Here is a 13,051-nt window from a genome sequence, read left to right as displayed (position 1 = left end):
TGCCGTCCCTGGCCGGCGGGGTCAGCGGTCGGTCAGTGCCGGGGGAGGGGTGAACCGATCGCCGTAGGTTTTGGCCAGTTCGGTGGCGCGCGCGGCGAAACCCGCCGGCCCGCCCGCGTACTGCTGGACGTAGCGCAGCACCCCACCGGTCCAGGCCGGGAAGCCGATGCCGAGCAGCGAGCCGATGTCACCGTCGATCGCCGAGCGCAGCACGCCCTCGTCGCGGCAGCGCAACGCGTCCAGCGACTCGGCGAACATCATTCGTTCCTGCAGGTCGATCAGCGGGACGGCCCGGCCCTCAGCGGTGGTCAGGCGGGCGAGGCCGCGCCACAGCTTGCCCCGGCTGCCGTTGTCGTAGTCGTAGAAGCCGCGGCCCGCGGCCCGTCCGGGACGGTCGTGCTCGTCCAGCATCCGGTCGACCACGGCGTGCGCCGGCAGCACCGGGAAGTTCCCGTCCGCGGCCGCCTCGAACTGGCGCCGGATGCGCCGGATCAGCGTCAGCGACACCTCGTCGGCCAGCGCCAGCGGTCCGGTCGGATAGCCCGCCTGCAGCGCCGCCTGCTCGATCGACGGCGCCGGAACGCCCTCGGCCAGCATGCTGATCGCCTCGTCCAGGAAGCGCCCGATGACCCGGCTGGTGAAGAAGCCCCGGCCGTCGTTGACCACGATCGGCGTCTTGCCGATGCGCCGGCCCAGATCGAAGGCCCGGGCCAGGGCGGCGTCGCCGGTCTGCTGCCCGACCACGATCTCCAGCAGTGGCATCCGGTCCACCGGGGAGAAGAAGTGCATGCCGATGAAGTCCGCCGGGCGCCTCACCCCGTCGGCCAGGCCGGTGATCGGCAGCGTGGAGGTGTTCGAGGCGAGCAGCGCGTCCGGCGCCAGCACCGGTTCGACCTCGGCGAAGACCGCGTGCTTGAGGGCGGGGTCCTCGAAGACGGCCTCGATGACGGCGTCACAGCCGGCCAGCGCGGCCACGTCGACCGTGGCGGTGATCCGGGCCAGCACGGCGGCGGCCCGCTCCGCGTCCAGCCGGCCCTTACCCACCTCGCGGCCGAGCAGCTTCTCGGCGTGCGCGCGACCCCGCCGCGCGGCCTCCTCGGTGACGTCCTTGAGGACGACGGGCAGGCCGGCGCGGGCGCACGCGTACGCGATCCCGGCGCCCATCATGCCCGCACCCAGCACCGCCACCCGGGTCACCGGCGCGACCTCGACCGCGGGCCGGCTCGCACCGTCGTTGACCGCCTTCAGGTCGAAGAAGAACGCCCCGATCATGTTCTTGGCGATCTGCCCGGTCAGCAGCGAGACCAGGTGGCGGGTCTCCACCGTCAGCGCGGTGTCCAGGTCCACCTGGGTGCCCTCGACCGCGGCGGCCAGGATCGCCTCGGGCGCCGGCCGGCGGCCCTTCAGCTGCTTGCGCAGATTCGCCGGGTACGCCGGCAGCTGTGCGGCCAGCTCACGGCCACCGCCGGGGATCCGGTAGCCGGGCCGGTCCCAGGGCTGGGCCGCGTCGGGGTGCGCGGCGATCCAGGCCCGCGCCCGGGCCAGCATCTCCTCGGCGGTGTCCACGACGTCGTCCACCAGACCGGCGGCCCGGGCGGCGGCGGGGCGCAACTGCCGCCCGGTCAGCAGGATGGTGGTCAGGGCGTCGGCCAGCCCCAGCATCCGTACGGTCCGGGTCACGCCGCCCGCACCCGGCAGCAGTCCGAGGGTGACCTCCGGGAAGCCGATCCGCGAGCCGGGCGCGTCCAGCGCGATCCGGTGATGGCAGGCCAGTGCCATCTCCAGCCCGCCACCCAGCGCGGAGCCGTTGATCGCCGCCACCACCGGGCGGCCGAGTTGCTCCAGCCGGCGCAGGTCCGCCTTGATCGTGGTGAGCAGCGCGGTCAGCGCCGGCGCGTCGGCCGGGGTCGCCTTGATCATCTCGGGCAGGTCCCCGCCGGCGAAGAAGGTCCGCTTGGCGCTGGTGACGATGACCCCGGTGATCTCGTCGCGCTCGGCCTCGAGCCGGTCGACCGCCGCGGTCATCGAGGCCGCGTAGGCCCGGTTCATGGTGTTGGCCGACTGGTCCGGGTCGTCCAGCGTCAGCGTGACGACGCCGCCGGGATCACGGTCGTAGCGGATGGTGCCGGTCATGAGCACCTCTCGATGATCGTGGCGACGCCCATGCCGCCGCCGATGCACAGGGTGACCAGGGCGCGGTGCCGGTCCCGGCGTTCCAGCTCGTCCAGCGCGGTGCCGAGCAGCATGGCGCCGGTGGCCCCGAGCGGATGTCCCAGCGCGATCGCACCGCCGTTCACGTTCACCTGCTCGGGATCCAGCCCCAGCTCGCGGATGTACGTGAGCACCACCGCCGCGAACGCCTCGTTGATCTCGAAGAGGTCGATGTCCTCGACGCCGAGCCCGGCGGTGGCCAGCGCCTTGCGGGTGGCCGGGATCGGCCCGGTGAGCATCAGCGTCGGATCGGCCCCGCTGACCGCCGCGGCGACGATCCGCCCGCGCGGCGTCAGCCCGAGCTCCCGCCCGACGGTGTCGGAGCCGATCAGCACCAGCGCCGCACCGTCCACGATCCCGGAGGAGTTCCCGGCGTGGTGCACATGGTCGATCTCCTCCAGCCAGTGGAACTTCTGCAACGCCACCGCGTCGAAGCCGCCCGCCGCGCCGACACCGGCGAAGGACGGGCTGAGCGCGGCGAGACCTTCCCGGGTCGTGTCGGGCCGCAGATGCTCGTCCGCGGCGAGGATCACCCCACCGGTACGGTCCCGCACCGGCACAACCGAGCGGGTGAAGTGCCCTCCGGCCCACGCCTTGGCCGCCCGCTCCTGCGACCGCAGCGCGTACGCGTCCACGTCGTCCCGGCTGAAGCCCTCCAGGGTGGCGATGAGGTCGGCGCTGACGCCCTGCGGCACGAAGGAGGTGGCCAGTGCGGTCTCCGGGTCCATCGCCCAGGCGCCGCCGTCGGAGCCCATCGGCACCCGCGACATCGACTCGACGCCACCGGCCAGCAGCAGCTGGTCCCACCCCGACCGGACCTTCGCCGCGGCGATGTTGACGGCCTCCAGCCCCGAGGCGCAGAAGCGGTTGAGCTGGACCCCGCCGACGTGGTCGGGCAGACCCGCCAGCAACGCCGCCGCCCGGGGCAGGTCACCGCCCTGCTCACCGATCGGCGTGACGATGCCCATGACGAGGTCGTCGAGCCGGTCGGTGTCGAGGCCGGGCAGCCGTTCCCGCAAGGCGCCGATGAGCCCGACGGTCAACGAGATCGGCTTGACGCCGTGCAGCGAACCGGTGGCCCGCCCCTTGCCCCGCGGCGTCCGCACCGCGTCGAAGACGTACGCCTGACCGTCAGAGCGCACGAGCGATCAGCTCCTTCATGATCTCGTTGGTCCCGCCGTAGATCTTCTGGGCGCGGGCGTCGGCGTACATCTGGGCGATCGGGTATTCGGTCGTGTAGCCGTAGCCGCCGAACAGCTGCAGGCACCGGTCCACCACCTCACACTGCCCGTCGGTGAGCCAGTACTTGGCCATCGCGGCGGTGGCGACATCAAGTTCACCGCGGACATGCTGGGCGATGCAGTCGTCGAGAAAAACCCGGCTGACCCGGGTACGGGTGGCGCACTCGGCGAGGACCATGCGGGTGTTCTGATGCCCGATGAGCGGCTTGCCGAAAGCGGTGCGCTCCTTGACGTAGGCGACGGTGAGGTCGATCGCGCGTTCCATGGCGGCGACCGCGCCGATGCCGATGACCAGGCGCTCCTGGGGGAGCTGGCCCATGAGCTGGGCGAAGCCGAGACCTTCGGTGCCGCCGAGGAGGTTGGTGGCCGGGACCCGGAAGTCGTCGAAGAACAGCTCGGCGGTGTCGTTGCCCTTGAGGCCGATCTTGGAGAGCAGCCGGCCCCGCCGGAAGCCGGCCCGGTCCGGCCCTGACTCGTCGCGCTCGTGCACCTCACAGACCAGGAGGGAGACGCCGGCGGCGCGCTGCGACGGGTCGGTCTTGGCGGCCAGGATGACGATGTCGGCCAGGCCGCCGTTGCTGATGAAGGTCTTGGCACCGGTGATCACGTAGTCGTCGCCGTCGCGGATGGCCCGGGTGCGCATGGCTTGCAGGTCCGAGCCGCCGTCCGGTTCCGTCATGGCGATCGCGCCGACCAGGGTGCCCGCGCAGAGGCCGGGCAGCCAGCGCTGCTTCTGCTCCTCGGTGCCGTAGGCGACCAGGTAGCCGGTGACGATGCCGCTGTGGACAGCCAGCCCGAGACTGCTGTCGCCCGAGCGCATCTGCTCGTCGAGCAGCACCGCCTCGTGGGTGAAGTTGCCGCCTCCGCCGCCGTACTCGACCGGCACCGAGAGGCCGAGCAGACCCAGGTCACCGGCCTTGCGGTAGTGCTCGCGGTCGGGGTGGCCCTGGGCGAGCACCCGGTCGGCGTGCGGCCGGACCTCCTTGGCGAAGAAGGCCCGGACCAGCTCAGCGAGCTCGTCGTGTTCCGGCTCGCGCCACGGTGAGGCTCCCATGACTCCACCCTGGCCAGTTATTGGCGCACTGTCAATAGCTCGGCGCAGCGGGCCGGGTCGTCGGCGAACGGCAGGTGCCCGCAGCCGGGCAGCAGGACGTGCCGGGCGGCGGGCAGCTCTTCGCGGGCCCGGGCGGCCTGGCGATGGTGCGGCAGGACCAGGTCACGCGTACCCCAGGCGACCGTGACCGGAATGCCGGTGAGGGCCCCGGGGTCGGCGCCGACCGGCAGTCGCCAGACGCCGAAGGCGCGTCGCGCGGCGGCGAAGCCCAGCGCGTGCGACAGGGCCCGCGCCGAGCCGAGGCAGTCCTCGGGCGACAGCCGGCTCGGGTGGCCGTGGAAGATTCCGCAGAGGGCGACGCGGCCGGCCCGGGTGGCGAAGATGCGGGGGAGGGCGGGCGCGAGGGCGGTGCTCAGGACGCGGGCGCCGCCGACCACGGCCTGGCACCAGCGGCGGCCGGCGGGACCCCAGAATCCGACGGGGGCGAACGCGGTGACGGCCGACGCCCGGCCGCGCCGGCCGAGTTCCAGGGCGATGCCGCCGCCGAGGGAGCTGCCGGCCAGCTCGGGCCGGTCGAGGCCGAGCTCGTCGAGGAACGCGGCGACCAGGTCGGCGAGGTGCCCGACCGACCCGGGAACGCGTACGGCTTCGAAGCCCACGGGGCCGTCGTCCGCTGCCGGGTTGTCGGTGAAGGCGCGCGTTGCGGGGCTGGGCGTCGGAGGGCTGACTGTCGCAGGGTCGGGCGTTGCCGGGTCCGTCGTCGTGAGACCGGACGTTGCGCGGCCGGGCGTTCCGGCCCTGTGGGGTGGGCGCGGGTCGGTGGGTGGCGGCCAGAGTGGGGATTCGCCGAAGCCCGGAAGGTCGATGGCGATCACTTCGCGATGGCGGGCCAGCTCCGCGATCAGCGGTTCCCAGACCTGGCGCCGGCTGCCCAACCCGTGGATCAGGACCAGCGGGGGCCCGCTGCCGCGACGCTCATGAGCCAGCATCACCCGCACCTCTTATTGACAGCCCGACAATAACGGTGCCACGGTAACTCATGGCGTACGACTACGACGTCCTGATCATCGGCTCCGGCTTCGGTGGGGCTGTCACCGCGCTGCGGCTGACCGAGAAGGGCTATCGGGTCGGCGTCCTCGAAGCCGGCCGGCGTTTCACCGACGAGCAGTTCGCCAGGACTTCCTGGCGGCTGCGGGACTACGTCTACGCCCCCGCGCTCGGCTGCTACGGCATTCTGCGGCTGACCCTGCTCCGCGACGTGCTGGTCATGTCCGGCGCCGGGGTCGGTGGCGGTTCGCTGGGGTACGCCAACACGCTCTACGAGCCGCCCGACGCGTTCTTCGGCGATCCGCAGTGGGCGTCGGTCACCGACTGGAAGGCTGAGCTCGCGCCCTACTACGACCAGGCGAAGCGGATGCTCGGCGTGGTCACCAACCCCGTCGAGACGTTCGCCGACGTCACGCTGCGAGCCGTTGCCGAGGATCTCGGCGTCGGGCACACGTACCGGCGTACCCCCGTGGGGGTGCTCTTCGGTGAGCGGCCCGGCGCCGCCGTGCCGGATCCGTTCTTCGGCGGGGCCGGGCCGGCCCGCCGGACCTGCACCTCGTGCGGCGCCTGCATGACCGGCTGCCGGGTCGGCGCGAAGAACACGGTGGTCAAGAACTACCTGCACCTGGCCGAGGCGGCGGGCGCGGTGGTGCACCCGCTGACCACGGTGGTCGCGGTCCGGCCACGGCCCGGCGGCGGGTACGACATCGACACGCGCGCCACCGGCAGCCCACGCCGGCGCACCCGCCGCTTCACCGCGGCGCAGGTGGTCTTCGCCGCCGGCGCGCTCGGCACCCAGCGCCTGCTGCACCGAATGCGCGACCGTGGCCTGCTGCCCGCGATCTCACCCCGGCTCGGCGAACTGAGCCGCACCAACTCCGAGTCCATCCTGGGCGCCCGCACCCGCCGCCGCGACCTCGACGTGAGCCGCGGCGTCGCCATCACCTCATCCATCCACCCGGACCCGGTCACCCACGTCGAACCGGTCCGCTACGGTCGCGGCAGCAACCTGCTCGCGCTGCTCGCGACCGTGCTGGTGGACGACACCGGCGGGGGACGGCGCTGGGTGGCCGGCCTGCGCCAGCTCGCCCGCGGCTGGCGCGACCTGCGGCTGCTCGCGGTACCCCGGCGCTGGTCGCAGCAGACGATCGTACTGCTGGCGATGCAGCCGCTGGACAACTCGGTCACTGTGCACACCGCCCGGTCGGCGCTCGGCCGGCGGCGGCTGACCACCCGGCCCGGCGTCGGCTCGCCGAACCCGGCCTGGGTGCCGGCCGCGCACGACGTCGCCCGCCGCGTCGCCGAGAAGATCGACGGGGTGCCGCTGGGTGCGGTGACCGAGCTGATCGGCCGGCCGGTGACCGGCCACTTCATCGGCGGCTGCGCCATCGGCGCCGGCCCGGCGACGGGGGTGGTCGATCCCTACCAACGCCTGTACGGACACCCGGGCCTGCACGTGATCGACGGGTCGGTGGTCGCGGCCAATCTGGGGGTCAATCCCTCGCTGACCATCACGGCGCTGGCGGAACGGGCGGTGGCGCTGTGGCCGAACGTGGGGGAGGCGGATCCGCGGCCGGCGGTGGGGGCGCCTTATGTGCGGGTGGCTCCGGTCGCGCCGCGGCATCCCGCTGTTCCCGCTTCGGCTCCGGCGGCGCTGCGCTTGGGGTGAGTGCCGTTGTGGGGTGGGTGGCGTGGGAGTTGAGGGGCTGCGCTGATCGCGCTGCCGGGTATGGCCTTGTGCCGCCTCGCCTCGCCCGGCGTGGCGGCTCATCGTGGGGGCGTGGCGGCCCGTGGCCGGGCGTGGCGTGGCACCGTGTCGATGGAGGGGCGTGGCGGTGCGCATGGCGTGCGTGGTCAGGCTTGGCTTGGCGTGGCGGGGTGTGGCGGCTGGCCGGGCGTGGCCGTGAGTGGCCGTGCGTGCGCGGCGTGGCGGCTGGCCGGGCGTGGCGTGGCGGGGTGTGGCGGCTGGTTGGGCGTGGCGGGGCGTGGCCGGGCGTGGCGGCTGGTCGGACATGGCCGGGCGTGGCGGCTGGTCGGACATGGCCGGGCGTGGCGTGGCCGGGCGTGGCGGCTGGCCGGTTGTGGCCGGCGTGGTGTGGCCGGGCGTGGCGTGGCGTAGCCGGGCGTGGCGTGGCGGCTGGTCGGACATGGCCGGGCGTGGCGTGGCCGGGCGTGGCGGCTGGCCGGTTGTGGCCGGCGTGGTGTGGCCGGGCGTGGCATGGGCGTGGCGCGGTCTCCCAAGGCCGAGGATCCCGCGTGCACCCCGGCCGAGGCGCTCACCGCCAAGCGGGCGTGGCGTGGCTCAGGCGTGGCGTGCCGAGGAGGAGTGCGGTCCGTGACGCCCAGTGCCCGGCGGTCGGCCGCCGTGCCTGCGGTCGGCCGCCGTGCCTGCGGCAACGCGTGCATCCGGCGGATAAGGTCGGTCAGTGAGTGTCGACGCAGCGCAGACCCGAAGACGCCTGGAGCCGGACGTCCGCCGCGGGCAGATTCTCGCCTGTGCGGTCCGGCTTTTCGGTGAGCGTCCCTACGCCGAGGTTTCCACCACCGACATCGCCCGCGCGGCCGGGGTTGCGCGCGGTTTGATCAATCATTACTTCGGCACCAAGAAGGACCTTTATCTCGAGGTCATCCGGGTCATGCTGACCATCCCCGAGGTTGCGGTGCAGGGCCTGCCCGCCGGCGATCTGCGCACCCGGGTCGACGCCAGCGTGTCCTGGTTCCTCGACGTCGTCTCCCGGCACAGCACCTCTTGGCTCGCGGCCGCGACCGCGGCCGGCACCGGTCGGGATGTCGATGTGGAGCGGGTGCTGGCCGAGGCCGAGGACACCGCCGCCGAGTATGTGCTGATCGCGGTCGGTCTGGCCGAGGTTGCCGAGCATCGGGAAGAACTGCGCGGCATGATCCGGGCCTATGTCGGCATGGCCACCGCCACTGCCAAGGAGTGGCTCAACCGGGACGCCTTGACCCGCGCCCAGGTGCATCTGCTGCTGGCGACGACGTTGCTGGCCATCGTGGAGCAGGTCATTCCGACCGTTGTCACGCCGGGCCGCTGAGTCTATTGGCAACCTGCCAACAGCTTGCTAACGTTCGGCACCATGACGGCCACCCCGGGTGGCACCGCCACCTTCACGCCCGTTCCCACCACCATGTGTGCCGCTTTCCAGGCCACCGTGCGGCGCATGCCCGACGCCGTCGCCCTGCGGACGGTCGGCGGGACCACCTCCTACACCTGGTCCGAGTACGCCACCCAGGTGCACGCCATCGCCGCCGGGCTCGCGGCCCTGGGTGTCCGCCGCGGTGACACCGTCGCCCTGCTGCTCACCAACCGCCCCGAGTTCCACCTCGTCGACACCGCCGCCCAGCACCTCGGCGCGGTCCCGTTCTCCTGCTATCACAGTTCGTCGCCGGAGCAGATCAATCACCTGCTGACCGTCTCCGGCGCCCGGATCGTGATCACCGAGCGCCGCCTCGCCGGCCTGCTGGCCAGCAGCACAGCCCACATCCCGGCGCCGGACGCCGCCGAAGAACACGAGCACGACCGGCACGCCGAGCACCGCGGGCAGGCCGAGCCGCGTGGGCAGGCTGACCAGCACGGGCACGACCGGCAGGCCGGAGAGCGGGAGCAGGACGGGCAGGCCGAGCAGCGCGGGCAGGCCGAGCCGCAGCAGGAGGGGCAGGCCGAGCAGCGCGGGCAGGCCGAGCCGCAGCAGGAGGGGCACGCCGAGCAGCGCGGGCAGGCCGAGCCGCATGGGCAGGCTGACCAGCACGGGCATGACCGGCAGGCCGGAGAGCGGGAGCAGGACGGGCAGGCCGAGCCGCAGCAGGAGGGGCACGCCGAGTACCGCGGGCAGGCCGAGCCGCATGGGCAGGCTGACCAGCACGGGCATGAACGGCAGGCCGGACAGCGGAAGCAGGCCGGGCACGCCGAGCAGCGCGAGCAGACTGACCACCAAGGGGAGGACCCCGAGCAGCAGGCGCGGGAGCCGCAGAAGCCACCCCAGGTCATCGTGCTCGACGGCGAAGACGCGGACTTCACGCTGGACGACCTCATCGCCCGCGGCCGGCCCGATTTCGACCTCGACGCCTCCTGGCAGGCGGTCCGCCCCGACGACCTGTTGACCCTCGTCTATACCTCCGGCACCACCGGCGCCCCCAAAGGTGTGGAGATCACCCACGCCGGCATGGTCGCCATGGCCACCGCCAGCGCGCCCCTGCTCGGTATGCGCGCCGGCGACCGGCTCATCTCCTTCCTCCCGTCCGCGCACATAGCCGACCGCTGGGCCAACCACTACCTGCACACCTGGACCGGCACCGAGGTCACCACGCTCGCCGACCCGCGCGAGATCCTCGCCGCCCTGCGGGACGTGCGGCCGACCCTGTTCGGCGGCGTGCCGCAGGTCTGGCAACGGCTGGTCGCCGGGGTCCGGAGCATGCCTGAGCTGGCTCCGGCGGTCGACATCGGCCACCGCTACCACCAGGCCGCACGGGCCGGCGAGGTGCCGGCCGAACTCGCTGCGGCGTACCGGATGGCCGACGAGCGGGCGCTGAGCGCCGTGCGGGCCCGGCTCGGTCTCGATCAGGTCCGGCTGGCCATCACCGCCGCGGCGCCCGCGCCGCGCTGGGTGGTGGAGTTCGTCAACGCGCTCGGCGTACCGCTCAGCGAGGCGTGGGGCATGTCCGAGCTCTCCGGCATGGCCACGATGAACCCGCCGGACGCCATCCGGCCCGGCACGGTGGGGCTGCCGCTGCCCGGCGTCGAGATCCGCCTGGCCGCCGACGGCGAGCTGCTGGTCCGTGGCCCGATGATGATGCGCGGCTACCGGGACCGGCCGGAGGACACCGGCGCCGTGCTCGACGCCGACGGGTGGCTGTCCACCGGCGACATCGCCGTGCTGGATGGCGACGGCTATCTGATCATCATCGACCGCAAGAAGGAGCTGCTGATCACCTCCGGCGGTGAGAACGTCGCCCCGGCGCTGGTCGAGCTGGCCATCAAGGCGCACTGCCCGCAGGTCGCGCAGGCTGTGGTCGTGGGCGACGCCCGGCCGTACCTGGTGGCTCTGCTGGTCCTGGATCCGGAGGCGGGCGACGACGCCGCGGCCGCGGTCGCGGCCGGGATGCGGGCGGCCAACGCGACGTTGTCGCGGGCCGAGCAGGTCCGGGCCTTCGAGATCCTGGCCGAGGCCTGGCCGCCGGGTGGCGCCCTGGTCACCCCGACCATGAAGGTACGGCGACGCCCGGTCCTGCGCGCCTACGCCGACCGCATCGACGCCCTGTACGCGGAGAAGTGAGTGCCACCCCGGATCGCGATCATCGGCGCCGGCTTCGGTGGGGTGGCCGCCGCCGCGGCGTTGCGCAGAGCCGGTTTCCACGACTTCGTGCTGCTGGAGAAGGCCGACCGGCTGGGCGGGGTGTGGCGGGACAACGCGTACCCGGGCTGCGCCTGTGATGTTCCCGCCCCGCTCTACTCATTCTCCTTCGCCCCGAATCCGGACTGGTCGCGACGCTTCCCGCCGCACTCGGAGATCCTGGCCTACCTGCACCGGTGCGTCACCGAGCTGGGCCTGACCCCGCACCTGCGGCTGGGTGCCGAGGTCACCGGGGCCGAGTGGGACGAGCAGCGCTCCTGCTGGCGGCTGGCGATCGCGGACGGCACCGAGGTTGTCGCCGATGTGCTCGTACCCGCGGTCGGGCAGTTGTCCCGGCCCGTCATTCCGTTGCTGCCCGGTGCCGGGCAGTTCCGCGGGCCGGCGGTGCACACCGCCCGCTGGGATCCCGCGCTGCGGATCGACGGCCGGCGGGTAGCGGTCGTCGGGACCGGCGCCAGCGCCATCCAGCTCGTTCCCGCGATCGCCGGTACGGCCGCCCGGGTCATCGTCTTCCAGCGCAGTGCACCGTGGACGCTGCCCAAGCCGGACCGCCGCTACAGCGCGCTGCGCCGGGCCTTGTACCGCCGGGTGCCCGCGCTGATGCGACCGCCGCGGGCCGGCACCTGGGCGATGACCGTGTTCACCGGCGCGGCCGTGCTCGGCAACCGGGCCGCCGGCGCGTTCCTGCGGACAGCCTCACGCACCCAGCGCTGGTGGCAGGTCCGGGACCCGCGGCTGCGGGCACAAGTCACGCCGGACGAGCCGATGGGCTGCAAGCGGGTGCTGTTCACCAGCGCCTGGCTGCCCACCCTGGCCCGCCCGGACGTCGACCTGGTGACCACGCCGATCGAGTCGGTGACCCCGGCCGGGATCCGTACCACCGACGGGCTCGAGCACCCCTGCGACGTGCTGGTGTACGGCACCGGCTTCGCGGCCACCGAGTTCCTCACGCCGATGCGGGTCACCGGCCGCGGCGGCGCCGAGCTCGGCGAGGTGTGGCGGGACGGCGCGCACGCGTACCTGGGGATGGCCGTGCCCGGCTTCCCCAACATGTTCCTGGTCTACGGGCCGAACACCAACACCGGCAACACCTCGGTGGTCTACTTCCACGAGGCCCAGGCCCGCTACATCGTGCAGGCCGTCCGGGCCCTCGCCGCCGGTGCGCAGCCCCTGGACGTACGCCCGGAGGTGGCCGCCGCCTACGACGCCGAGCTGCAGTCCCGCCTGGCCGGCAGCGTCTGGACCGCCTGCAGCAGCTGGTACCGCACACCCAGCGGCCGGGTCGTCACCAACTGGCCCGGGATGGCGGGGGAGTACCGCCGCCGTACGGCCCGTCTGCGTCTCGGTGACTTCCGCGTGGTCGGCCGGGCCGGGCCGACCTGATGCGGTCAGGGCCAGACAGCGGCCGGTGCCGGAGCCGCGGCGCCGAAACGCAGCCGGAAGTCGGTGAGCGTCAGGGTCAGCAGCGGACGCCGCCCGGCGAGGTGACCCAGGGGCCCGCCCGCCGCCAACCGCCAGGTGGCCGTGCCGAGGCGCAACCCGGCGCTTCCCCGTACCGGAGTGCGCAGGACCCTGTCGCCCAGAGCCTGGGCCACCGACAGCGGCGTCGGCCAGCGGCCGGGCAGCCGCGGCCCGGGCCGCACGGAGGCCGAGCCGATCGGGGCCCGCGGGGCACCCGGCTCCGGTCCGGTGCCGGCCGCGGCGACCAGGTCGCCGCCCGGCGACTCGCGCAGCTCGAGCTCGGCCAGATCCTTCGGGATGCCCCACAGCGCCCGGCCGCCGTCGCGGGACTCGACGCTGTCCACCCAGATCTCGGTGATGCTGACCCGGGGCCGCCACCGCTCGTGGACCAGCACGGCCGACAGCAGCTCCCGGTAGTGCAGGGTCCCGCCGGGCTCGTAGCGCACCCAGGCCGCGCCGACGAGCGCGCGGCGGCCGAACGGGATCGGCCGCACGACCGCCGCGAGTGGCGCCGGAAGCGGCGCAAGCGCGGACCGCGGCACCGCGAAGACCGAAAGATGGAGCTGACCGCGCAGATCCCACGGCTGGGGTGGATACATGATCGCCTGCCTCCCGGTCGAGGGGGATCGACGAGGTTCATCGTAGGGGAGTCCAGTGCTCGGAGGTAC

8 protein-coding genes and 1 pseudogene are annotated in these 13,051 nt (G+C 73.5%); 4 read left to right on the top strand and 5 right to left on the bottom strand.

Annotated elements, in window-relative coordinates; translation table 11 throughout:
• Window positions 1-21: 21 nt before the first annotated feature.
• The 4 genes from AB0C12_RS05425 to AB0C12_RS05410 are packed head-to-tail and all read right to left on the bottom strand — an operon-like array spanning window position 22 to window position 5,495.
• Complete coding sequence (locus tag AB0C12_RS05425) at window positions 22-2,133, bottom strand: 3-hydroxyacyl-CoA dehydrogenase NAD-binding domain-containing protein (protein WP_360544417.1); 2,112 nt, start codon at window positions 2,131-2,133, stop codon at window positions 22-24.
• Window positions 2,130-3,353 (bottom strand): acetyl-CoA C-acetyltransferase, encoded by a 1,224-nt coding sequence (locus AB0C12_RS05420; protein ID WP_360544415.1) that lies wholly within the window; start codon window positions 3,351-3,353, stop codon window positions 2,130-2,132. Before AB0C12_RS05420 ends, AB0C12_RS05425 begins: the two co-directional genes overlap by 4 nt.
• Window positions 3,343-4,506 (bottom strand): acyl-CoA dehydrogenase family protein, encoded by a 1,164-nt coding sequence (locus AB0C12_RS05415; protein ID WP_360544413.1) that lies wholly within the window; start codon window positions 4,504-4,506, stop codon window positions 3,343-3,345. Before AB0C12_RS05415 ends, AB0C12_RS05420 begins: the two co-directional genes overlap by 11 nt.
• A 17-nt stretch (window positions 4,507-4,523) precedes the next feature.
• Window positions 4,524-5,495 carry an alpha/beta fold hydrolase gene (locus tag AB0C12_RS05410; protein ID WP_360544411.1) on the bottom strand — a complete coding sequence of 324 codons (972 nt, stop codon included), beginning with the start codon at window positions 5,493-5,495 and terminating at the stop codon, window positions 4,524-4,526.
• A 50-nt stretch (window positions 5,496-5,545) separates the two neighbouring features.
• Between AB0C12_RS05410 and AB0C12_RS05405 the strand changes: the two genes are divergently transcribed.
• The 4 genes from AB0C12_RS05405 (at window position 5,546) to AB0C12_RS05390 (ending at window position 12,305) form a co-directional block, all read left to right on the top strand.
• Window positions 5,546-7,222: a GMC family oxidoreductase gene (locus AB0C12_RS05405; protein WP_360544409.1), complete on the top strand. Its 1,677-nt coding sequence runs from the start codon at window positions 5,546-5,548 to the stop codon at window positions 7,220-7,222.
• Between the two features lie 757 nt (window positions 7,223-7,979).
• Complete coding sequence (locus AB0C12_RS05400) at window positions 7,980-8,606, top strand: helix-turn-helix domain-containing protein (RefSeq protein WP_360544407.1); 627 nt, start codon at window positions 7,980-7,982, stop codon at window positions 8,604-8,606.
• Between the two features lie 42 nt (window positions 8,607-8,648).
• Entirely contained in the window at window positions 8,649-10,844 is a 2,196-nt protein-coding gene (locus AB0C12_RS05395) for an AMP-binding protein (protein WP_360544405.1), read from the top strand.
• Window positions 10,845-12,305 carry an NAD(P)/FAD-dependent oxidoreductase gene (locus AB0C12_RS05390; protein ID WP_360544403.1) on the top strand — a complete coding sequence of 487 codons (1,461 nt, stop codon included), beginning with the start codon at window positions 10,845-10,847 and terminating at the stop codon, window positions 12,303-12,305. It begins immediately after the preceding gene.
• A 5-nt stretch (window positions 12,306-12,310) separates the two neighbouring features.
• Here the strand turns inward: AB0C12_RS05390 and AB0C12_RS05385 are convergent.
• Window positions 12,311-12,994 (bottom strand): annotated as a pseudogene (locus tag AB0C12_RS05385) (acetoacetate decarboxylase family protein); the annotation flags it as partial.
• Window positions 12,995-13,051: the final 57 nt, after the last annotated feature.

Origin of the sequence: Actinoplanes sp. NPDC048967 (assembly GCF_040649415.1) — a bacterium.
GTDB lineage: Bacteria > Actinomycetota > Actinomycetes > Mycobacteriales > Micromonosporaceae > Actinoplanes.
Note: the sequence above shows the minus strand (reverse complement) of the source record. Positions and strands in the feature narration are given on the sequence as shown.